Below are 19,854 nucleotides of genomic sequence, written 5' to 3' on the forward strand. Positions count from 1 at the left end.
GGCACCGCTCGTCAACCGGCTGCGTGCGCGGCCGGCCGGATAGTCCGGTCGGCGAGGCACAGGGCCGGTTGACGAACGTCGGGCACGCTGCGCCGGTCGCCGGGAATGGCGGCCGGCGCAGTCGCGTTCTCCCGACGGACATCGAGCGAAGGAGCACCATGCCGCTGCAGGGCGAGTGCGCACCGAGCACCTCCGAGTGGGCGCGCACGCAGGCCGAGACCTACGAGGCCTCGGGAGGCACCGAGGGCAACCTCCTGCGCGACCGGCCGATCATCGTGCTGACGAGCGTCGGCGCGAAGACCGGCAAGCTGCGCAAGACCGCGCTCATGCGCGTCGAGCACGACGGCGACTACGCGGTCGTGGCGTCGCAGGGCGGTGCCCCGACGCATCCCGTCTGGTACTGGAGCCTCACGAAGCACCCGCACGTCGAGCTGCAGGACGGCGCCGAGAAGCACGACTACCTCGCGCGCGAGCTCGAGCCGGGCGCCGAGCGCGACGCCTGGTGGGCGCGCGCGTGCGAGGCGTGGCCGCCGTACGCCGACTACCAGCAGAAGACCGAGCGCCTCATCCCGGTCTTCGTGCTCACGCGCACCGACGCCTGAGCCGCGGCGCCGCCGTTCGTCGACCGGCTCCGTGCGCTGCCGGCCGGACTATCCGGTCGGGCGCGCACCTGGCCGGTCGACGAACGGGGAGAGCGGATGCGCGGCGCGCGCGGCGCGCGTCAGTCGAACGAGGGCTGCGGCCCGAACTCCGCGACCAGCTCGGCCGCGAGGTCGGCGACGTCGGTCGAGCCCGCGAAGTCGCGCTCGGGCTGGGCCGCCCGGTCGGCATCCGACACGAGCGCCCTCACGCGCTTCACGACGACGCGCGCCGGCGTCGCCCGCAGCGCGTGCCCCACCGCCGTGACCCACGCCTCGGCCGCGGCCTTGAGCGCCGCGTAGTTCGCGTTCCCGGCCGTGGGGTGCTCGACGCCCGTCGACGACACGATCGCGACGACCCCCGCATCCGACCGCCCGATCGCGTCGGCGAACGCCCGCGTCGTGTTGCGCAGCGTGCCCACGACCCGCGCCTCGAGCCACGCCCAGTCCTCGTCGGACTGGCCGGCGAGCCCGCCGCCGCCGCGCCAGCCGCCCACGAGGTGCACGAGCCCGTCGAGCTCGCCCACCTCCTCGGCGAGCGACCGCACCGCCTCGAGGTCGGTCAGGTCGCACGCGAAGCGCTCGCTCGCGTCGACCATGCCGAGCCGCCCCGCGTCGGAGCCGACCGCGATCACGTGGTGCCCCGCCTCGATGAGGGCGGATGCGGTGGCGTGCCCGAGCGCGCTCGTGGCGCCGGCGATGAGGATGCGCATGCAGACAGTCTGCCCCGTCACGCCGAGCCGGCGTTGACCGTCGCGAGGTCGATGCGCACGAGCACCGCGGCGGCGGTGAGCGCGGCCCCGATGAGGCCCAGCATCCACGCGCGCCGCCCCTGCACGACGAGCACGAGCACCGTCACCGCCGTCGCGAGCGCGAGCACGGGCGCGGCGATCGCGAGCGCGTCGATCACGGCCGAGACCCGCGCGGCGTAGACCGGCGTGCAGCCGCCCGGCCCGGGCACGGCCGGGCACGCGCTCTGCGTCGTGATCGGGCCGACGCCCGCAAGCATCCAGCGCGGCAGGTCGAGCAGCAGCGGCAGCAGGGCGAGCGTGGCGAGGCCGAGCGCCGCCTCGCGCACCCGGGTGCGCTTCGGCACCCGCGCCATGAGGCTCATGCCCCGACGATACGCGCCGCCGCCGCGCTCGCCCAGGTGCGCGATGCGCGGCCGCGAGGCTCAGTAGGCGAAGGAGATGTGCTCGCGCCGGTGCGCGCCCGACTCGATCTCGTCGACGACCGCGAGCGCGAAGTCGGGGCCCGAGATCGCCGAGGCGCCGTCGGCGTCGACGAGCGCCGTGTCGCCGCCGGTGCGGTACTCGCCGCGCCGCGACTGGTCGGGCGCGAACGCGCCGAAGGTGCCGGCAGGGGAGATGTACGTCCAGTCGACGTCGGTCGCGGCGACCCGCTCGTACGCGTCGAGGAGCTCCTCCGACTCCGGGCGGTACTCGGGCGCGAACGCGTCGGTCTCGACGATGCGGCGGCCCGAGGCGTCGCGCAGCGAGCCGTAGCCGCCGACGATGAGGAACCGCGCACCGGTGCCCGCGAGCCGCGCGGCCACGTCGGCGTACGCATCCGCCACCCTGCCCTCCATGTCGCCGCGGGGCGAGAGGGCTCCGACGACCACCTCGGCGCCGTCGAGCGCCTGCGCGAGCACGTCGCCGTCGAGCACCGAGCCGCGCACGACGCGGGCGCCCTCGGGGGCGTCCTGCGGGGTCGAGCGCGAGACGAGGGTCAGCTCGTGGCCGCGCGCGGCGGCCTCGCGGGCGATGTGGCCGCCGGCGAAGCCGGTCGCGCCGAGGACGGTGATCTGCGCCATGGGGTTCCTCCCGGGGTCGAGCAGCGGATGCTCGGGGCAACCCGGCAGGCGGCCGGGGCATTCCGGGGGCCCGGGCAGTGCGGCGTCAGCGCCGCGCCTGCAGCACCAGCTGCTCCTCGACGAGGTCGGCGGCGCGGGCGGGGCCGCCGGCCGCCGCGAAGCCGCGCGCGACCGCCTCGGCGCCCGCACCCATCCGCCGGGCGCGGCGCACCGCATCCCGCACCCGCTCCGGAGTCAGCTGCCCGCGGTTGACGCGCACGCCGCAGCCGGCGTGCTCGACGCGGGCGGCGACCTCGTGCTGGTCGCGCCCCCACGGCACGACGACGACCGGCACGCCGAGGCCGAGCGCCTTCTGCGTCACGCCCATCCCGCCGTGCGTGACCGCGCAGACCGCCCGCTCGAGCACCGCCGAATGCGGCAGGAACCGCGTGATGCGCGCGTTCGCGGGCGGCTCGAAGCCGAGCGGGGCGTCGCCGGGGATGGTCGCGACGACGGAGACCGGCTCGTCGGCGAGCGCCATGAGCGCGACGCGCGCGATGTCGGTGTCGCCCTGGTAGTCGCCCGAGGTCGTGACGAGCACGATCGGCCCCTCGAGCTCGTCGAGCCACGGCGGCGTCGGCGCCTGCGGCTCCCAGCTCGTGGGCCCGACCATGCGGATGCGCGGCTCCCAGTCGACGTGCGCGTACTCGAGCGGCTCGGCGGTCGTCACGAGCATCTGCGGCGCCCGGCGCAGCACCTCGTCGAAGTCGGCGCGCGGCGGCAGGCCGGCCACCTCCGCGCGCAGCGCGTTGATCGCCGGCATCGCCCGGGCGGTCGCGACGTCGAGCACCGCGCGCCCGATGGCGGCGTTGCGCATGCGCTCGAACAGGCCGCGCGCGGGCCGCAGGCCCGGGCCGAACGCCGGCAGGCCGCGGGAGCGCAGCACCGGCGTATAGGGCGAGATCGCGATCCACGGCAGCCCCGACCGCTCGGCGACCGCGGCGGCGCCCCACGTGTTCACGTCGGTGAGCACGATGTCAGGGCACGAGTCGTCGATGAGGCGCTGCAGGTCGGGGCCGTCGAGCGCGCCGCGGGCGCAGTAGAGCTCGCTCAGGCGGAGCAGGGCGTCGAGGGGGCTGCGCGCCCGCCAGTCGTCGAACTCGATGCGGTCGATCGCGGGGTCGATCTCGTCGGCGTCGAAGCCGAGCATGCGCATGCGGTCGACCTCGGAGGCGAGCGTGCGCATCCGGATCCGGTGCCCGCGCGCCTGCAGCTCGAGCAGGATGCCGGCGAACGGGAACGCGTGCGCGATGGCGGGGCTCGTGTAGGCGGCGATCAGCGCCACGCAGCACCTCCTGGCGCACCGGGGGCCTCGCCGCGCCAGCGCGGGAGCCCGACATCGGGGATCGCGGCGGCGCCGGTGGCCTCCGCGTGCGCTCCACGCTAGCCGCAGGCGCTGACAGCCGGGGCATGGGGCGCCGGCGGCATCCGCGAGCGCGCCTGCCTCATCGCCGCTGCAGCGCCAGCTGCTCCTCGACCAGCTCGGCGGCGCGGGCGGCGCCGCCGGCCGCCTCGAAGCCCGCGGCGACCGCCTCGGCGCCCGCGCGCATCCGCCTGGCGCGGCGCACCGCATCCCGCACCCGCTCGGGGCTCAGCTGCCCCCGGTTGACGCGCACGCCGCAGCCGGCGTGCTCGACGCGGGCGGCGACCTCGTGCTGGTCGCGCCCCCACGGCACGACCACGACCGGCACGCCGAGCCCGAGCGCCTTCTGCGTCACGCCCATCCCGCCGTGCGTGACGGCGCAGACGGCCCGCTCGAGCACCGCCGAGTGCGGCACGAAGTCGACGATGCGCGCGTTGCTGGGCAGGTCGATGCCGAGGCGCACGCGCGCGGGCATCGTCACGACGACCGTCACGGGCTCGTCGCGCAGCCCGTGCACGGCCGCCCTCACGATCTCGGTGTCGCCCTGGTACTCGCTCGAGGTGGTCACGAGCACGAGCGGACCCTCGACGCCCGCGAGCCACCCGGGCGGCGCGGTGGGCGGCTCCCAGGAGGTCGGGCCGACCATGCGCAGCCGCGGCTCCCAGTCGTCGTGCGGGTACTCGAGCGGCTCGGCCGTCGTCACGAGGGTGAGCGGCGGCAGCCGCTGCATCTCGTCGACCGAGCGCACGTGCGGCAGCCCCGCGACCTTCGCGGCATGACGAGCCGCACGGCGACACCCGTGACGGTGCGCTCGAGCAGCGCGTCGCGCAGGCGCCCGGCCGCGTCGACCGCGGGGCGCAGGCCCGCGCCGTACGGCGGGCAGCCACGTGAGACGATCGCCGGCGTGTAGGGCGAGAACGCCACCCAGGGCAGGCGTGCGCGCTCGGCGACGGCGGCGGCGCCCCACGTGTTGATGTCGGTGATGACGAGGTCGGGCTGCGCCTCGTCGAGCAGCTGCTGCAGGTCGGGCCCGTCGAGCTCGCCGCGGCTGCAGAAGATCTCGGCGGTGCGCTTCAGGCCCTCGAGCAGGGTGCGCGCGTGCCAGTCGTCGAACTCGATCTGCTCGATGGCCGGATCGATCGCGTCGGCGTCGAAGCCGAGCTGCCGCATGGCGCGCACCTGGCTCGAGAGCGTGCGGAGGCGGATGCGGTGCCCGCGTCGCTGCAGCTCCAGCAGCATGCCTGCGATCGGGAACAGGTGCCCGATCGCAGGGCTCGTGTAGGCGGCGATCGTCGCCATCCCGTGACTCCTCGCGTCGCCCTGTGCGATCGTGCTGAGCGTACGACGCGGCGCCCACGCGCGAAAGGGGCAGCCGGGGTACAGCGGATGCGGCCCGCCCCCGCGCTCGGGGACGGGCCGCATCGGCGGGCTCGGCTCAGACCGTCTCGGCCGTGATGCCCTTCGTCGAGGCGATGACGTCGCGCATCTTCTTCTCGAACGCTTCGTAGAACATCGACAGCGGGAACTCGTCGTCCATCACGAGGTCGGTCAGCTGCCGGGGCGTGCCGTCGAGCGGCAGCTCGCCGGCCTTCCAGGCGGATGCGGGGTGCGGCTCGACCACGGAGGAGACGAGCTCGTACGCGGCGAGCCAGTGCGCGACCTTCGGCCGGTCGATCGAGCGCCAGTAGAGGTGCTCGATCGCCTCGCCCAGCCTGTTGACGACGTCGGGCACCTCGTCCCAGTCGAAGGCGAGCTGCGTGTCGGTCCAGTGCAGCACGCGGTGCTGGTGCAGCCACGCGAAGAGCAGCTGGCCGCCGAGGCCGTCGTAGTTGCGGGTGCGGGTGCCGGTGATCGCGAAGCGGAAGATGCGGTCGAAGATGACCGCGTACTGCACGAGCTTCGCGTGCTTCGCGAGGTCGCGGTCGGCGTCGGTGGCGTGCTCATCGGCGGCGATGCGCCGCTCGATCGCGACCGACTCGCGGAACGCGGTCAGGTCGCAGCGCAGCTCCTCGAGCGAGTAGAGGAAGAAGGGCATGCGCTGCTTGATCATGAACGGGTCGAAGGGGAGGTCGCCGCGCATGTGGGTGCGGTCGTGGATGAGGTCCCACATGACGAAGGTCTCCTCGGCCAGGCGCTGGTCGGCGAGCATCTCGGCGGCGTCGGCCGGCAGCTCGAGCTTCGTGACCTCGCACGCGGCCTCGACGACGCGGCGGAAGCGGGCGGCCTCGCGGTCCTGGAAGATCGCGCCCCACGTGAAGGCGGGGATCTCGCGCATCGCGACCGTCTCGGGGAAGAGCACCGCCGAGTTGGTGTCGTAGCCGGCGGTGAAGTCGATGAAGCGCAGCGGCACGAAGAGCGCGTTGCCGTAGTCGCCGGCCTCGAGCTCGGCGATGAACTCGGGCCAGATCACCTCGACCAGCACGGCCTCGACGAGCCGGTCGCTCGAGCCGTTCTGCGTGACCATCGGGAAGACGACGAGGTGCTGCAGCCCGTCGACCCGGTGCTGCTGCGGCTGGAAGCGCACGAGGGCGTCGAAGAAGTCGGGCTCGCCGAAGCCCTCCGCCGCCCAGCGCTCGAAGTCGAGCGCGGCCTGCGCGAGGTAGTCGGCGTCGTGCGGGAACTCGGGGGCGATGTCGCGGATGCCCCGGGCCAGCTCGGCGACGTGGCCGCGGGCGGCGTCGTGGTGGGCGGCGTCCTCGATGGAGCCGTTCTTCGACTGCAGCGGCTGCAGCGCCGTCGCGGCTGCCTTGATGCGGAGCCAGGCGGGGTGCTGGCGGAGGTCGGCGGCGGTGGCCTGGGTCATCGTCATGGGAGCCTCCTGGGCGGTGTCGGCGCCGGTGATCCGGCGGTGCGATCGGAGCGCTGGCGGCGCGGGATCGGTGCGTGAATCCAGCGTATGGGCGCCTTCGCGCACGTATCTTGTGGCCCGCCCCGGCTTTCCTGCCCGTTTCGAGCGCGGCGCCGATGCCAGCCGTCGGCCGCAATTCCTTTGCGTGAGCATCCCTCATGCGCCAGATTCGTTCGGATTCGGAAGATTGCGGCATCGGAAGGTGGCGCGGCGTGGGCGGCCCCGCCTACTGTCGCTCCCAGGAGGGGGAGGTCCATGCGATCGACGCGCGCCGCGAGGCCCGTGGCCGTGACCAGCGCGCTGGTCGGCGTCACGCTGCTGCTGCACGCCATCGTGACGGCCGCCGTCGTCTTCGGCGCCGTGCTCCCCTCCGATCGCATCGGTTCGCCGGCCGCCCTCTGGGGCGCCGTCACCTGGCTCCCTTCGCTGCTGTGGGCCGCGCTCGTGCTCGCCCGCTCTGCGCACTGGCGCGTCGTCTCGGCGTTCTGGCTTCCCGGCGCCGCGACGATCGTCGGCATGGTGATGTTCCTCATGACCTTCGTCGCGCGCATCGCGGGCATCGACCTGTCGGGCGTCGGCACCGGCGCGATGGTCTCGTCGTGGATCCTCGTCGTGTGCGCCTTCTCGGTGGCCGTCACGAGCCGGCTCCTGCGCGTCTCGGGCGACAGCCTGGCAGAGCTCGAGGCGTCGCTCGCCGACGACGGTCGCGCGAGCAAGCGTCCGCAGCCCCCGAGCGTCGCGTAGCGCAGCAGCGCCCCGACACGAAGACGCCCCGACCGGCGTGCTGCATCTCGGTCGGGGCGTTCGCCCAGCTCTTGTCCTGTGAGCGGAACTCGAACTGCGTCCACCATCCCATCCCTCTCTCGGCCCCTCGGCCCGGCAGCGTCCGCTTGAGCCAACCATCGGCAGACCTTGTGCCGACGCAGAGGTCGCTCGCCGCGTCGCGCCGGCCAGCGGCGAGAGGGACGCCGTCAGACCAGGGCGGATGCGGCGGCGAAGCCCGCCCAGCACCCGGCTGCCGCGAGCAGCGGCGGCACGATCGCCCAGCGCTGCCGGGTCGCGGCGGCAGCCGCGCCGATCGCGTTGCCGACGAGCGTCACGCCGAGCACCGACACCCAGAACGTCAGCCGCCCGGGGCCGTCATCCGTGCCGGCCGCCTCCGCAGCCTGCACGATCGCGCTGTCGCCGACCGGCGACAGCAGCAGCACGCCCAGCAGGTTCGCGAAGATCAGCACCCACGCCGCGAGCCGCAGCCGGTCGGCGGGCGTCCACTCGCGCTCGGGCTCGAGCTCGTCCCACTCCTCGGCGCTCACCGTGCACCCGCCCCCGCCGACGACGCGGCGACCCCCGACGCATCCGCCATCAGAAGATCATCGGCCGGTCGTCGTCGAGCTCGGTCTCGAGGTCGAGGTCGACGACCACCGGCACGTGGTCGCTCGGGGCGTCGCCGGCGCGCTCGTCGCGGTCGATGCGGGCGCGCGAGACGAGCTCGGCGAGCTCGGGGCTGCCGAGCACGAAGTCGATGCGCATGCCCTCGTCCTTGTTCCAGCGGCCCGCCTTGTAGTCCCAGTAGGTGTAGCCAGGGGCGCGGTCGCGCACCACGTCGACGAGGCCCGCCTCGAGCAGCGCCCCGAACGCCGCGCGCTCGGGCTCCGACACGTGCGTCGCGCCGTCGAAGACGCCGATGTCCCACACGTCGGTGTCGAGCGGGGCGATGTTGAAGTCGCCCATGAGCGCGAGCGGCTGGCCGCGCCACTCGTCGAGCAGGCCCGTGAGCACGCGCAGCCACTCGAGCTTGTAGCCGTAGTGCGCGTGGGTGAGCTCACGGCCGTTCGGCACGTAGAGGCTCCACAGCCGCACGCCCTCGACCGTCGCGGCCATGGCGCGCGCCTCGACCACCGGGTCGCCCGTGTTCGCGTAGCCGGGCTGGCCGGGGAAGTCGCGCTCGACGTCGCTCATCGGCAGCCGCGAGGCGATCGCGACGCCGTTCCACTGGCTGAAGCCGTGCGCCTGCACCTCGTAGCCGGCCGCCTCGAACGCCTCGTAGGGGAACTGCTCCGTCTTGCACTTGATCTCCTGCATGGCGAGCACGTCGACGTCGCTGCGCTCGAGCCAGTCGACGATGCGGGCCGTGCGGGCGCGCACGGAGTTCACGTTCCAGGTGGCGATGCGCATGGGATCGAGCCTACGGGCGCGGCGGATGCGTCGTCACGCGCGGGCGCTCCGGTCGCCCGGGATCGCGCGGGCCGGGGCGCGGATCGGGGCGCAGCGCGGGGGACAGGGCATCATGGAGGGATGGGCATCGCGCGCGACCGCTACCTGCAGGCTCTCGATCTGTTCTCGGCAGAGGCCAGAGCCGGCGCCGACCGCTTGGGCCTCCCGTCGGCCTGCAGCGCCTGGTCGATCGCCGACGTCATCCGCCACGTGACCGGCGTGCAGGCCGAGCACGCGGGCTCCGCGCTGCTCGGCGCGGCCCGCGGCGAGCACGGCCCGGAGACGCCGCACGACGCGGTGATGGCGGGCGGCAGCGACTTCGAGGCGGTCGAGCAGTGGGAGGAGCTCGCGATGCGGCTCCGCTCCGCCGCGCACGACGCCGACGAGGAGCGCTTCGCGGCGCTGCCGATGCCGACGCTCGACATGGCCCTCCACGCGTGGGACATCCGCTGGGGCGCGGCGCGGGTCGGCCTCGCGCACAACCTCGAGTTCCCGGCCGAGCTCCTCGAGTGGATGGAGGCGTACCGCGACGGCGCCGACGAGGACGCCATCCGCGGCCCGGGCATCTTCCAGCCGGCCATCGAGCCGCCCGCCGACGCCACGCGCTCCGAGCGCTTCGCCGCCTGGACGGGCCGCGAGCCCCGCACGGGCTGCGAGCCGCGCCGCGACCTCATGCCGGCGCCCACCCGCGCCTCCTGACCGACGCCGCACGCGGGCGGCCGTAGCCTAGGGGCGTGACCGCGCGCGACCAGCTCATCCAGCTCATCCGTGACGAAGCCGTCTTCCACGGCGACTTCACCCTCACGAGCGGCAAGCGGGCGAGCTACTACATCGACCTGCGCAAGCTCTCGCTCGACCACCGCGCCGCGCCCCTCATCGGCGACGTGCTGCTCGACCTCATCGCCGACATCCCCGACGTCGCCGCGGTCGGCGGCCTCACGATGGGCGCCGACCCGCTCGCGAACGCCGTGCTGCACCGCGGCCTCGCCCGCGGGCTCGAGGTCGACGCGTTCGTCGTGCGCAAGGAGCCGAAGGACCACGGCCGCGGCCGCCAGATCGAGGGGCCCGACCTCGCCGGCAAGCGCGTCGTCGTGCTCGAGGACACCTCCACCACGGGCGGCAGCCCGCTGAAGGCGATCGAGGCGCTGCGGAAGGTCGGCGCCGAGGTCGTCGCCGTCGCGGTGATCGTCGACCGCGCCACCGGCGCGCAGGCGGCGATCGAGGCGGCGGGCGTCGAGTACCGCGCGGCCATCGCGCTCGACGACCTCGGGCTCTCCCCGCAGTGATCGACGGGCGCATCCGCCGTGCCACACTTGATGTCTGACAGGCGGATGCGGGAGGTCACGTGGGCGGAGTGCTCATCGGCTTCGCCATCATCGGCTTCGTCATCTTCGTCGGCTGGCTGCTCGCGCGCCTGAAGGTCGTCGACCAGGAGGGCCGGCTGGTGCTCAACCGCACCTCCTTCTTCGCCGCGAGCCCCGCGCTGCTGTTCATGGTGCTGAGCGAGGCCGACGTGGGCCTGCTCTTCTCGAGCGTGCTCGCCGTGGCGCTGCTCGCCTTCGTCGCCGTCGCCCTCGTCTATACCCTCGTCGCGCGCCTCTGGCTGACGAAGGACCCGAGCCGCATCGCCCTCGCCGCCACCGCATCCGGGTACTCCAACGTCAACAACATCGGCCTGCCCGTGGCGATCTACGTCATCGGCGACGCCGGGTTCGTCGGGCCGATGCTGCTGCTGCAGCTGCTCGTGCTCGCGCCGCTGCTGCTCGCGACGCTCGACATCCTCACCGCCGGGCGCGCGTCGTTCATGTCGATCGTCACGCAGCCGCTGCGCAACCCGATGCTCATCGCCGCCGCCCTCGGCGCCGCCGTCTCGGCGCTCGGCATCGAGCTGCCGCAGCCCGTGCTCGCCCCCCTCGAGATCCTCGGCGGCGCCGCGGTGCCGCTCATGCTGCTCGCCTTCGGCATCTCGCTCGGCGGCGACCGGCCGCTGCAGCCGGGCACCGGCCGCCGCGAGGTGTGGCTCGCCGTCGCGCTGAAGTCGGCCGCGATGCCGGTGATCGCCTACCTGCTCGCGCGCTTCGCGTTCGGCCTCGACGAGCAGCTCGTCTACGCGTGCACCGTGATGGCGGCGCTGCCGACCGCGCAGAACATGTACCAGTACGCGCTGCGCTACGACCGCGGCACCGTCATCACCCGCGACATCGTGCTCATGACGACGCTGCTGTCGCTGCCGGTGATGCTGCTCATCGCCTGGCTGCTGAAGCCCGCCTAGGCTCCCGGCCACTCGGCGAGCGGCGGCGCGGTGCGCAGCGCGTCGGTCGGCACCGGCAGCTCCCAGCGCTGCGGCTCGCCCGGCCCGACTGCGCCGAAGTCGTCGAGCTTCACGCGCACGAGCTCGGGGGTGAGCTCGGTGACCCGCACCCGCACGTCGGCTCCGTCGACCGACAGCAGGAAGGCATCCGTCAGCCACGCGAGGCTGTGCGCGTCGAGCAGCTCCTCAGCGGCGAGCCAGTCGCCCGGCTCGGCGAGCGGCCTGCCGAGCAGGTCGATCGGCTGGAAGCCGTCGCCGGCCTCGCGCACGTAGCCGACCACCTCGCCGTCGGCGCGGCGGTGCGGCATCCAGTCGCTGGGGATCACGCCCCCGACCCTAGGCGCTGGCCGACCGTCTCCGGTACCGATCTGCAGATGCGCGAGCCCGGCACCCGCGGATCGGTACCGGAACGCGGGGGCCGCCTCGGGCGAGGCCGCGCCGCGGCAGGCGGCGTAGCGTGGAGGCGTGAGCTTCGCCGAGCGCCTCCTCAAGCCGCCCCCGCGGATCGTCGCGGGCGAGCCCGGCACCGGATGGCTCGGGCTCGTGACGTCGTGGGCGGCGGTCGGCTTCGGCGCGGCCTCGGCCGCGAAGGCCGGCGGGCTGCTCATCTCGTTCGACGACGGCGCGTGCGGCGTGCACTCCGAGACCGTCTGCCAGGTGGCCGGCTGGGGCGGGCTGCTCATGGGCGTCGTCGTGCTCGCCGTCGGCGCGCTGCTCGGCATCGTCGTCGCGCGCGGCTTCGGGCCGCCCACCACGTGGTGGGTGCTGCCGGTGATGCTCGGCGCGCTCGCGCTCGCGCCGTTCCAGGCGGCGCCGGGTGCGACGATCGCGTGGGCGTGGCTGCTCGTCGCGGGCGTCGCCGCGCTGCTCGCGCTCGCGCTCGGCGGCATGGTCGTGCGCCGCGGCCGCGCGGCGCTGTTCGGCTGGATCCGCCTCGACGGCCTCGACGCGCGGGAGGTGCCGCACCGCCCCGTCGACCAGCTGGTCGCGCCCGCGGCGCTCGCGGTCGCCGTGGCGTTCGGCGCCTTCGGGGCGCTCGTCATCCGCCTGCTCTCGGAGGCCTGAGCGCCCGCGCGCCCGCGCGCATCCGCGCTCTCGTCGTCCGTCAACCGGCTCCGTGCAGCGCCGACCGGACTATCCGGCCGGCCGCGCACAGAGCCGGTCGGCGAACCGGGCCGGTCGGCGAACCGGGCCGGTCGGCGAACAGGGCCGGTCGGCGAACGGGGATCGCGCCTCAGACGTCGGCGCGCGGCTCGTCGAGCTCCGACTCGGGCACGTCGGGCTCGACGAGCTCGAAGACGCCCTCGAGCATCTCGTCGGGGCGGAACGGGTAGGTCTCGACGAGCGACGGGTCCGAGATGCCGGTCATCACGAGCACCGTGTGCAGGCCCGCCTCCATGCCCGCGATGATGTCGGTGTCCATGCGGTCGCCGATCATGCCGGTGACCTCCGAGTGGGCGCCGATCTTGTTGAGCGCCGAGCGGAACATCATCGGGTTGGGCTTGCCGACGATGTAGGGCACGCGGCCGGTCGCCTTGGTGATGAGCGCGTTGATCGCGCCGGTCGCGGGCAGGATGCCGTTGGCGCTCGGGCCGGTCGCATCGGGGTTGGTCGAGATGAACCGCGCGCCGCCCGCGATGAGCCGGATCGCCTTCGTGATCGCCTCGAACGAGTAGGAGCGCGTCTCGCCGATCACCACGAAGTCGGGGTCGGTCTCGCGCATCGTGAAGCCGATCTCGTGCAGCGCGGTGATGAGGCCCGCCTCGCCGATCACGAAGGCCGAGCCGCCCGGCATCTGGTCGTGCAGGAAGTCGGCCGTGGCGAGCGCGCTCGTCCACAGCCGCTCCTCGGGCACGTGGAGGCCGGATGCCTTGAGGCGCGCCGCGAGGTCGCGGGGCGTGAAGATCGAGTTGTTGGTGAGCACCAGGAACTCGACGCCGCGGTCCTGCCACTGCTGCAGGAGCTCCTTGGCGCCGGGGAGGGGCCGCTCCTCGTGGACGAGCACGCCGTCCATGTCGGTGAGCCAGCATTCGATGTCGGCACGGGTGCGCATGGCATCAGGCTACGCGGCGCCGTGTGTCGACGGCGTGAACATCCGAATTCGTTCGGTTTTGAATCATCTTGGGCGAAGCCTGAGGTTGCATCGGCTGATCTTGAGGAATCCTCCAGCCAACTCCCGTTCGTGCTGAGGGTTGCTCAATACGTTGAGGGCACCCCAGCGCCGGGGTCCGCGAGGCAGCGCGCTCGCATGCGCACGCCGCGGTCCCGATGCACCAAACCTGTCACGAAGGTCTCCTCGCCATGCCCGCACGCATGTCCGCCGTCCGCCGCGCGCTCGCGGCGCTCGCGGCGTCCTGCGCCACCGTGCTGCTGGCGGTCGTGCTCGCGCCGACGGCCGCGAGCGCCGTGCCCGGGCCGGAGTCGGCCCTCGGCGGCACGCTCTACTGGGAGGTCGTCGACGCCGCTGGCGCGCGCGTGCCCGGCGCCGCCTTCACCGTCGGCTCCGAGAACGGCGGCAACCCGAGCTCCTGGACCGACGGGCTGACGACGATCGCCGACTGCGCCGCCGCATGCAGCTCGGGCGACCGCGATCCCGACGGCGGCGAGCTGCAGGTCGTCGCCTTCGGCACCGGCAACCGCTCGTTCCGGGTGACCCCCGTCTCGGCGCCCGCCGGGTACGAGTTCGTCTCGGCCACGCCGCTCGTGACGCAGCCGAGCAACAGCTGGGACGGCACCCGCGACCTCGGCGACGTCGTCGTGCGCCGCACCGGCCCCGTCTCGTGGCCCGCGGCCACCTGCGCGGCCGGCACCGCCTACGCCGTCTCGAGCACCGGGGCCGTGCGCTCCGTCTCGAGCGCGGGCACGAGCGCGGGCTTCGGCGGCTGGAGCGGGCTGGCGGGCGACGTGAACGCGCTCGGCATCAGCGCCGACGGCGAGACGATGTACGCCCTCCAGCGCAGCGGCGACCAGGTCGTGCAGATCCTGCGCTACCGCACGACCGACGGCTTCCAGCGGCTGCCGGGCACCGCGTGGGACCCGCCGGGCACGGGCACGATCGTCGCCGGCGCCGTCGGCCACGACGGCCGCTACTACTTCGGCGTCACGGGCGCGGCCACCGGCACGGTCGCCTTCGCGATCCACCGCTTCGACCCCGCGACCTCCGCGTTCTCGACGGTCGGCACGATCGACACCGGCGTCGTGAGCTCCTCCGGCAGCAACGGCGACCTGGCGTTCGACGCCGCGGGCAACCTCGTGCTCGTCTCCGCCTCGGGCGCGAGCGTGACCACCTATGCGGTGCCCGCCGCATCCGTCTCGGCCTCGACCGGCGGCGCGCTGCCCGCGACCGCGAGCGGTCCGCACGCGCTCAGCGCGCTCACGGGCGTCAACGGCGTCGCCTTCACGCCCGACGGCTCCGTCGTGCTCGGCGACGACGCATCCGCGGCCCGCTTCGACCCGCTCACGTTCGCGCAGCTCGACGCGGCACCGCTCAGCGTCGGCGGCTCAGGCACCGACCTCGCCAGCTGCGGCACGCCGCCGAGCCTCACGATCCGCAAGGACGTCGTGGCCCGGGCGCAGGCCGGCGATCAGTTCCGCCTCGAGCTGCGCACCGCCGACGGCGCCGTGCGCCGCACCGCCACGACCGCGGGCGACGCCCTCGGCGTGCAGGCCGCGACGATCGCGACCGCGCCCGTGCGCGCCGGCCAGACCTACACCGTGCGCGAGCTCATGGGCTCGGGCGCCTCCATCGACGCCGCCGCCTACGGCGCCTCGCTCGCGTGCACCGGAGCCGCCCCCTCGGGCTCCGGCGCATCGCAGGCCGTCACGATCCCGGCGACCACCGGCGCGACGGGCGCGCAGGTCGTCTGCACCTTCACGAACACCCCGCTCGTCACGACCGTGATCGTGCGGAAGGACGTGGTGGATGCGTCGGGCGGGGCGCCGCAGGCGCGTGCCGGCTGGGCGGTGACCGCCTCCGCCTCCGCCACCGCGGGCGCGGTGACGCAGGCCCCCGCCGCCTCCCCGAGCGGCCAGCAGACCGGCACCGACGGCGCCGCCCGCTGGACGGTGCGCCATAGCACCGCCGCCTCGGTCGCCTCGATCGCGGTCGGCGAGGTGCAGCAGCCCGGCTTCGCGCTCGTGAGCGCGTCGTGCACCGTGACCGCGCCGGGCGGCGCGACCTCGACCGTGGCGTTCGCGAGCGCGGCCGGCGGCAGCGTCCCGGACGTCGCGGCCGGCGCGACCGTCGACTGCCGGTTCGTCAACCGGGCGATGCCGACGACGCTGACGCTCGCGACCGAGGCGATCGGCGGCGCCGACGCCTCGAGCTGGACCCTCGGCGCCGCCGGCCCCGCGGGATCGCTCGCGGGCCCGTCGGGCACCACGGGCGCGTCGGCCGCCGTCACGCCGGGCGCCGCCTACGCGCTGAGCGCGACGGGCGGCCCCGCGACCTACGCCCCGGAGCTCGTCGCCGGCGAGGCATGGCGCTGCGCCGACGCCGCCGGCGGTGCCGTCGCCGCGACTGGCTCGAGCGTCGCCGTGCCCGAGGGCGCGAGCGTCACCTGCACGATCGTGCACTCCACGGCGCAGCTCGTGCTCCTGCAGCGCGTCGAGGGCGGCGGCTCGCTGCAGCCGGCCGACTTCCAGCTGACGGCGACCCCCGCCGCGGGCACGCCGTCGCTGCCGGCCGCGACCCGCGCCGGCACCGACGCGCTCGCCGAGGCGAGCGCCATCGAGGTGCGGCCCGGCCGGGCCTACGAGCTCACCGCGGCCTCCGACGCGCTCCACGTGCCCCTGCGCCTCGAGCGCTACACGGGCGCCGTCGGCGCCGCCGGCGAGCTCGACGCGCGCGCGTGGGAGGCGGTCGCCTCGCCGACGGCGGTCGTCGAGGCGCGCGGCACCGCGATCTACCGCTTCGTCGCCGCCGCGCCCCTGCCGCTCGTGCTGCCGCTCACCGGCGGTCTGGGCGCCGACGCCTACCGGATCGGCGGCCTCGCGCTGCTGCTGCTCGCCACCGGCGTCCTCGCCGTCCGCGCGCGACGCGGCCGACGCATCCGCGACCCCCAGGCCCGGCCCGAGCCCCAGACCTCCGCATCACCCCAGACCTCTGCATCACCCCAGGAAGGAACCGCCACCATGGCAACCATCTCCACCCGCCGAGCGGCGCGCCTCACCGCCGGCGTCGGCGCCGTCGCGATCGCGACCGTCGCCGTCCTCGGCGCCGCGGCGCCCGCGTCGGCCGCCTCGACCATCGACGCCGACCCGGCCGCGACCGGCTCGATCGTCGTCCACGCCTTCGAGCAGCCCGCAGCCGACGGCTCGATCGGCACCGGCGAGCCGCTCGACGCCGCCGCCGTCGACGGCCTCGAGGCGATCGCCGGCGTCGAGTACACCGTGAGCCGCGTCGCGGGCCTCGACCCGCGCGACGACGGCTTCTGGGAGCTCGTGCCGACGCTGACCGCGAGCGGGCTCACCGACCCGGCGTCGCCCTACGCGCTCGACGCGCTGCCGCCCCAGACCACCGGCGCGACCGGCGAGACCGCCTTCACCGACCTGCCCCTCGGGCTGTACGTCGTGCAGCAGTCGGGTGCCCCGGCCGCGACGCCCGGCGCCCCCGCCGTCGTCATCCCCGCCGAGCCGTTCCTCGTCGTGCTGCCGCAGGCGGTCGAGGCGACGAGCGACTGGCTCTACGACGTGCACGTCTACCCCAAGAGCACCACGGCGCTCGCGACCATCGCTGCGAGTGACGCCGACCACCAGGTCGTCGGCACCCGCATCGGCTGGACCATCGGCACGCGCGCGCCGAAGGCGACGCAGGGCACGGGCCTCGACGCCTACGCCGTGACGACCGAGCTCGACCCGCGCGTCGCGCTCGTCGACGGCTCGCTCGTCGTCGCGCTCGGCAGCACGACCCTCGTCGAGGGCGTCGACTACACGATCGCCGCCCCCGCGGCCGGCGAGGCCGGCGGCACGCTGACCGTCACCTTCCTCGCCCCCGGCCTCCAGGCCCTCGTCGCCAGCCCGGGCGCTGCCATCGCGGTCGGCTACGAGACGACCGTGCAGGTGCTCGGCGACGGCCGCCTCGTCGGCGACGCCGCCGTCTCCGTGAACGGCGCGACGGTCCCCGCCGCCGCCGGCACCGACGCCTGGGGCGCGGTCGAGCTCTTCAAGCACGACGGCACCACCCCCGCCGGCGCGCTCCCGGGCCGCGGCCTCGCCGGTGCGGTCTTCGAGCTGCGCGACGCCGACGGCGTGCCGCTGCTCGAGGAGGGCACGACCGAGCCGATCCGGTACACGACCGACGCCGACGGCTTCATCCGCATCCCCGGCCTCCGCACCGACGGCACGACCGCCCTCGAGTACCAGCTCGTCGAGATCGAGGCGCCCGCCGGCTACCTGCTGCCGGCCGCCGAGGCCGACCGCGTGCACGCGTTCCAGGTCGCGACGGGCAGCTCCGACGCCATCGAGGTCACGGTCGAGAACGAGCAGGCGCCCGCCTACGCGCTCCCCGTCACCGGTGGCGACGGCCAGACGATGTTCCTGATCGGCGGCGCGGGCCTGCTCCTGCTCGCCCTCGGCGTCGCGCTCGTGCGCCGCCGCCGCACGGCCGACCAGCAGGCCTGATCCCCTCGCGGCCCCGCGGCAGAGGCACCCCTCCGCCGCGGGGCCGCACCGCATCCGCCCCCGGATCCGCGCCCCGATCACGCCCCGACCCAAGGAGCACCGTGACGACCCTCGCCTCCCCGCTCGCGGCGCATCCCGTGCCCGTGCCAGGGGCCCGAGGGCGTCGCCGGGCGCCGCGGTCGACGCTCGCCGTCGCTGTCATGGCGATGGTGGGCGTCGCGGTGCTGCTCTACCCCACGGCGGCCAGCTGGTTCTCGCAGCTCGAGCAGCGCAGCCGCGTCGACGCCTACGCCGACGTCATGGAGCAGCTCGGGCCCGAGGGGCGCCTCGAGGAGCTCGCCGCCGCGCGCGACTACAACGCGTCGCTGCGGGGCGGCGCGCTCATCGACCCCTACGGCCGCACGCCGCTCGCCGAGCAGCGCGCGATCGTCGCCGCCTACGAGGAGCAGCTCGACCTCGGCCCGGGCGAGGTGATGGCGCGCATCCGCGTGCCCTCGATCGGCGTCGACCTGCCCATCCACCACGGCACCGACGAGGCGACCCTGCGCCGCGGCATCGGCCATCTGCTGGGCTCGGCGCTGCCGGTCGGCGGTGCCGGCACCCACAGCGTGCTCACCGGGCACCGCGGGCTGCCCGAGTCGGTGCTGTTCACCGACCTCGACGAGGTCGTCGTCGGCGACGTCTTCGAGGTCGACGTCTACGGCGAGGTGCTCTCCTACGCGGTGCGCGAGGTGCAGGTCATCGAGCCCGGCGACACCGACCTGCTGCTGCCCGAGAGCGGCCGCGACCTCGTGAGCCTCGTCACCTGCACGCCGCTGGGCGTCAACAGCCACCGCATCATCGTCACCGGCGAGCGCATCCCCACCCCGGCCGACGCGGCGACCGCGGCGGTCGCCCCGCTCGCGCCGCCGTGGTGGGCGGTCGCGCTCTCGTGCGGCTGGGGCGCCGCCGCCGCCTACCGGTCGCACGCCGCGCGGGCCGTGCCGGGCTCGGTCGCGCGGCGGCTCCTGCCGGGCCCGCCGCGCCGCTCCCACCGCGACGACCACATCATCGTCTGACGCCTAGCCTGGGAGCGTGGACCCCCTCGACGAGCCCCAGCTCGACGTCGGCGTCGGGCCCTGGGCCGGCCCCTGGCCGGCCGACGACCGCTACGACCCCGAGCTGCTCGAGCAGGGCGACCGCCGCAACGTCGTCGACGCCTACCGGTACTGGCGGCTCGAGGCGATCGTCGCCGACCTCGACACCCGGCGGCACCCCTTCCACGTGGCGATCGAGAACTGGCAGCACGACCTCAACATCGGGTCGATCGTGCGCACCGCCAACGCCTTCACCGCATCCGCCGTGCACATCATCGGCAAGCGCCGCTGGAACCGGCGCGGCGCGATGGTCACCGACCGCTACCAGCGCGTCGAGCACCACGAGAGCGCGGATGCGTTCGCGGCGTGGGCGCACGGGGAGGGCCTGGTCGTCGTGGCCGTCGACAACACGCCCGGCAGCGTGCCCGTGGATGCGGCGCCGCTGCCGGAGCGCTGCGCGCTGCTCTTCGGGCAGGAGGGGCCGGGACTGACCGAGGCGGCGATCGCGGCGGCGGATGCGCACGTCGCGATCCGGCAGTTCGGCTCGACCCGCTCGATCAACGCGGCCGCGGCGGCGGCGATCGTGATGCACGAGTGGGTGCGGGTGCACGCGCCGGTTGCCGGTAGGGGCGCTCCCAGCCCGCTGGTCGAGTAGCTCGGCGCCCACCTCGCTGGTCGAGCCGCTCCGCGCCCAGCCCGCTGGTCGAGCCGCTCGGCGCCCGCAGGGCGCTGAGCGAGTCGAGACCACCGCGTCCGGCGACGGTGTGGTCTCGACTCGTGCGGTCGCCTGCGGCGACAGCACGGCTCGACCGGCGGAGGGTGCGGCGACAGCACGGCTCGACCGGCGGAGGGGGCCGGCGACGGTGTGGTCTCGACTCGTGCGGTCGCCTGCGGCGACAGCACGGCTCGACCGGCGGAGGGTGCGGCGACA

20 protein-coding genes are annotated in these 19,854 nt (G+C 74.9%); 9 read left to right on the plus strand and 11 right to left on the minus strand.

What is annotated here, in order from left to right; all coding sequences use genetic code 11:
• Window positions 1-158: 158 nt before the first annotated feature.
• Window positions 159-602, plus strand: a complete 444-nt coding sequence (locus AC1RNL_RS03040; protein ID WP_492934387.1) for a nitroreductase family deazaflavin-dependent oxidoreductase — start codon at window positions 159-161, stop codon at window positions 600-602.
• 119 nt (window positions 603-721) lie between these two features.
• On the opposite strand, the gene AC1RNL_RS03045 is transcribed toward AC1RNL_RS03040, so the two are convergent.
• From AC1RNL_RS03045 to AC1RNL_RS03075, 7 genes are all read right to left on the minus strand, one after another.
• Window positions 722-1,351, minus strand: a complete 630-nt coding sequence (locus AC1RNL_RS03045) for an SDR family NAD(P)-dependent oxidoreductase (protein ID WP_492934388.1) — start codon at window positions 1,349-1,351, stop codon at window positions 722-724.
• 17 nt (window positions 1,352-1,368) lie between these two features.
• On the minus strand, window positions 1,369-1,752 hold the full coding sequence (locus tag AC1RNL_RS03050) for a hypothetical protein (protein ID WP_492934389.1): 384 nt from the start codon (window positions 1,750-1,752) through the stop codon (window positions 1,369-1,371).
• 60 nt (window positions 1,753-1,812) lie between these two features.
• Complete coding sequence (locus AC1RNL_RS03055; protein WP_492934390.1) at window positions 1,813-2,451, minus strand: NAD(P)-dependent oxidoreductase; 639 nt, start codon at window positions 2,449-2,451, stop codon at window positions 1,813-1,815.
• An 85-nt stretch (window positions 2,452-2,536) separates the two neighbouring features.
• Window positions 2,537-3,775, minus strand: coding sequence for a glycosyltransferase (locus tag AC1RNL_RS03060; RefSeq protein WP_492934391.1), 1,239 nt, complete (start codon window positions 3,773-3,775; stop codon window positions 2,537-2,539).
• Window positions 3,776-3,935: 160 nt separating this feature from the next.
• Window positions 3,936-4,601, minus strand: coding sequence for a glycosyltransferase (locus AC1RNL_RS03065; protein WP_492934392.1), 666 nt, complete (start codon window positions 4,599-4,601; stop codon window positions 3,936-3,938).
• Window positions 4,553-5,152: a glycosyltransferase family protein gene (locus AC1RNL_RS03070; protein WP_492934393.1), complete on the minus strand. Its 600-nt coding sequence runs from the start codon at window positions 5,150-5,152 to the stop codon at window positions 4,553-4,555. The genes AC1RNL_RS03065 and AC1RNL_RS03070 overlap by 49 nt, the downstream gene beginning before the upstream one ends.
• Window positions 5,153-5,288: 136 nt before the next feature.
• Window positions 5,289-6,662 (minus strand): DUF6421 family protein, encoded by a 1,374-nt coding sequence (locus tag AC1RNL_RS03075; RefSeq protein ID WP_492934394.1) that lies wholly within the window; start codon window positions 6,660-6,662, stop codon window positions 5,289-5,291.
• 327 nt (window positions 6,663-6,989) lie between these two features.
• On the opposite strand from AC1RNL_RS03075, the gene AC1RNL_RS03080 reads away from it, so the two are divergent.
• Window positions 6,990-7,445 carry a hypothetical protein gene (locus tag AC1RNL_RS03080; protein ID WP_492934395.1) on the plus strand — a complete coding sequence of 152 codons (456 nt, stop codon included), beginning with the start codon at window positions 6,990-6,992 and terminating at the stop codon, window positions 7,443-7,445.
• Between the two features lie 227 nt (window positions 7,446-7,672).
• On the opposite strand, the gene AC1RNL_RS03085 is transcribed toward AC1RNL_RS03080, so the two are convergent.
• Both AC1RNL_RS03085 and AC1RNL_RS03090 read right to left on the minus strand, forming a co-directional pair.
• Window positions 7,673-8,014, minus strand: coding sequence for a hypothetical protein (locus AC1RNL_RS03085; protein ID WP_492934396.1), 342 nt, complete (start codon window positions 8,012-8,014; stop codon window positions 7,673-7,675).
• Window positions 8,015-8,063: 49 nt separating this feature from the next.
• Window positions 8,064-8,876: an exodeoxyribonuclease III gene (locus AC1RNL_RS03090; protein WP_246992497.1), complete on the minus strand. Its 813-nt coding sequence runs from the start codon at window positions 8,874-8,876 to the stop codon at window positions 8,064-8,066.
• Between the two features lie 120 nt (window positions 8,877-8,996).
• On the opposite strand from AC1RNL_RS03090, the gene AC1RNL_RS03095 reads away from it, so the two are divergent.
• Genes AC1RNL_RS03095 through AC1RNL_RS03105 form a run of 3 tightly spaced genes read left to right on the plus strand, consistent with a single transcriptional unit; the run spans window position 8,997 to window position 11,187 of the window.
• On the plus strand, window positions 8,997-9,614 hold the full coding sequence (locus AC1RNL_RS03095) for a DinB family protein (RefSeq protein WP_128189497.1): 618 nt from the start codon (window positions 8,997-8,999) through the stop codon (window positions 9,612-9,614).
• Between the two features lie 35 nt (window positions 9,615-9,649).
• Window positions 9,650-10,201: an orotate phosphoribosyltransferase gene (pyrE, locus tag AC1RNL_RS03100; protein WP_364195689.1), complete on the plus strand. Its 552-nt coding sequence runs from the start codon at window positions 9,650-9,652 to the stop codon at window positions 10,199-10,201.
• Between the two features lie 59 nt (window positions 10,202-10,260).
• Window positions 10,261-11,187, plus strand: coding sequence for an AEC family transporter (locus tag AC1RNL_RS03105; protein ID WP_492934397.1), 927 nt, complete (start codon window positions 10,261-10,263; stop codon window positions 11,185-11,187).
• Here the strand turns inward: AC1RNL_RS03105 and AC1RNL_RS03110 are convergent.
• On the minus strand, window positions 11,184-11,552 hold the full coding sequence (locus AC1RNL_RS03110) for a hypothetical protein (protein ID WP_246992490.1): 369 nt from the start codon (window positions 11,550-11,552) through the stop codon (window positions 11,184-11,186). The genes AC1RNL_RS03105 and AC1RNL_RS03110 overlap by 4 nt on opposite strands.
• 139 nt (window positions 11,553-11,691) lie before the next feature.
• Here AC1RNL_RS03110 and AC1RNL_RS03115 point away from each other — a divergent pair, with 139 nt between their 5' ends.
• The gene (locus AC1RNL_RS03115) at window positions 11,692-12,291 is read left to right on the plus strand and encodes a YneF family protein (RefSeq protein WP_492934398.1); all 600 of its coding nucleotides are present in this window, start codon (window positions 11,692-11,694) and stop codon (window positions 12,289-12,291) included.
• Between the two features lie 169 nt (window positions 12,292-12,460).
• Here the strand turns inward: AC1RNL_RS03115 and AC1RNL_RS03120 are convergent, their stop codons facing one another.
• Window positions 12,461-13,279 carry an HAD-IIA family hydrolase gene (locus AC1RNL_RS03120; protein WP_128189493.1) on the minus strand — a complete coding sequence of 273 codons (819 nt, stop codon included), beginning with the start codon at window positions 13,277-13,279 and terminating at the stop codon, window positions 12,461-12,463.
• A gap of 260 nt (window positions 13,280-13,539) precedes the next feature.
• Here AC1RNL_RS03120 and AC1RNL_RS03125 point away from each other — a divergent pair, with 260 nt between their 5' ends.
• The 3 genes from AC1RNL_RS03125 (at window position 13,540) to AC1RNL_RS03135 (ending at window position 19,578) form a co-directional block, all read left to right on the plus strand.
• Window positions 13,540-17,847, plus strand: a complete 4,308-nt coding sequence (locus AC1RNL_RS03125) for a SpaH/EbpB family LPXTG-anchored major pilin (protein WP_492934399.1) — start codon at window positions 13,540-13,542, stop codon at window positions 17,845-17,847.
• A gap of 101 nt (window positions 17,848-17,948) precedes the next feature.
• Complete coding sequence (locus AC1RNL_RS03130; protein WP_492934400.1) at window positions 17,949-18,905, plus strand: class C sortase; 957 nt, start codon at window positions 17,949-17,951, stop codon at window positions 18,903-18,905.
• Window positions 18,906-18,921: 16 nt separating this feature from the next.
• Complete coding sequence (locus AC1RNL_RS03135; RefSeq protein WP_492934401.1) at window positions 18,922-19,578, plus strand: TrmH family RNA methyltransferase; 657 nt, start codon at window positions 18,922-18,924, stop codon at window positions 19,576-19,578.
• The last annotated feature ends 276 nt before the right edge of the window (window positions 19,579-19,854 follow it).

This window comes from Agrococcus sp. GW821-FHT14H11, assembly GCF_058803545.1.

What these genes read in the sequence shown, in the direction of transcription:
- AC1RNL_RS03095 (WP_128189497.1), top strand. Translation starts at nt 8,997, where the DNA reads ATGGGCATCGCGCGCGACCGCTACCTGCAGGCTCTCGATCTGTTCTCG.
- AC1RNL_RS03090 (WP_246992497.1), bottom strand. Translation starts at nt 8,876, where the DNA reads ATGCGCATCGCCACCTGGAACGTGAACTCCGTGCGCGCCCGCACGGCC.
- AC1RNL_RS03120 (WP_128189493.1), bottom strand. Translation starts at nt 13,279, where the DNA reads ATGCGCACCCGTGCCGACATCGAATGCTGGCTCACCGACATGGACGGC.
- AC1RNL_RS03125 (WP_492934399.1), top strand. Translation starts at nt 13,540, where the DNA reads ATGTCCGCCGTCCGCCGCGCGCTCGCGGCGCTCGCGGCGTCCTGCGCC.
- AC1RNL_RS03050 (WP_492934389.1), bottom strand. Translation starts at nt 1,752, where the DNA reads ATGAGCCTCATGGCGCGGGTGCCGAAGCGCACCCGGGTGCGCGAGGCG.
- AC1RNL_RS03040 (WP_492934387.1), top strand. Translation starts at nt 159, where the DNA reads ATGCCGCTGCAGGGCGAGTGCGCACCGAGCACCTCCGAGTGGGCGCGC.
- AC1RNL_RS03055 (WP_492934390.1), bottom strand. Translation starts at nt 2,451, where the DNA reads ATGGCGCAGATCACCGTCCTCGGCGCGACCGGCTTCGCCGGCGGCCAC.
- AC1RNL_RS03045 (WP_492934388.1), bottom strand. Translation starts at nt 1,351, where the DNA reads ATGCGCATCCTCATCGCCGGCGCCACGAGCGCGCTCGGGCACGCCACC.
- AC1RNL_RS03075 (WP_492934394.1), bottom strand. Translation starts at nt 6,662, where the DNA reads ATGACGATGACCCAGGCCACCGCCGCCGACCTCCGCCAGCACCCCGCC.
- AC1RNL_RS03070 (WP_492934393.1), bottom strand. Translation starts at nt 5,152, where the DNA reads ATGGCGACGATCGCCGCCTACACGAGCCCTGCGATCGGGCACCTGTTC.